We start from the raw sequence: 796 nt of genomic DNA on the forward strand, positions 1-796 counted from the left end.
AATAATCATCAGAGTCCAAGATGTCGTGCTCTCTATTATCCTGGTTTTGCGAAACCACCTCTAATTGCGACAATCGAAAACGGAAAGCTTCCTTGGCATCGACACCGTCTCCCGCCTCGTTACCGTAGGCATAGCCACCCCAATTCAGATAGGCATCGGCTAGATCACTCTTTTGCTCCCAACAACGCTCGTCTATCAAGCCCTGTAGACCCGCACCATAAGCGCCGGGCTTACTACCAAACACACGATAACTCGCCTGCCTTCTAGCCAAATCGGCATTTAACCCCGTCAGTGTTAGTTCATCGATACGCTCTAACACATGCTGTTGAATGATGTTCTCGTTTCCAGGTTCTTCGATATCGACAATCGTTTGCACGGCCGCATCAAATAATTTCATGACGTTAGGAAATGCATCTCTGAAAAAGCCCGAGACCCGCAAGGTCACATCGACACGAGGTCGTTGCAGCAATTGGGTGCTCAGCACTTTAAAATCAACAACACGGTTAGATCCCGGCGCCCAAATAGGTTCGACGCCCATCAGAGCAAAAGCCTGAGCGATATCATCGCCACCGGTTCGCATGGTTGCCGTACCCCAAACTGACAAACCTAGCTGTTTGGGATAATCACCATGCGCTTGAAGATGACGTTCGATCAAAGCTTGGGCCGAACGCTTTCCTATTTCCCACGCCGCCGGGGACGGTATGGCACGATTATCAACGGAAAAGAAATTACGCCCTGTCGGCAAGGTATCCAATCTTCCTCGCGTTGGTGCGCCACTCGGGCCAGGGTCAATGCG

At 50.9% G+C, this 796-nt stretch carries 1 protein-coding gene; it reads right to left on the minus strand.

Features of this window, described 5'->3' with window-relative positions; genetic code table 11:
- On the minus strand, positions 1–796 hold a 796-nt coding region (locus tag A3729_RS06510), incomplete at both ends, for a cobaltochelatase subunit CobN (protein ID WP_197475629.1).

The sequence above is a fragment of the Oleiphilus sp. HI0043 genome, assembly GCF_001634935.1.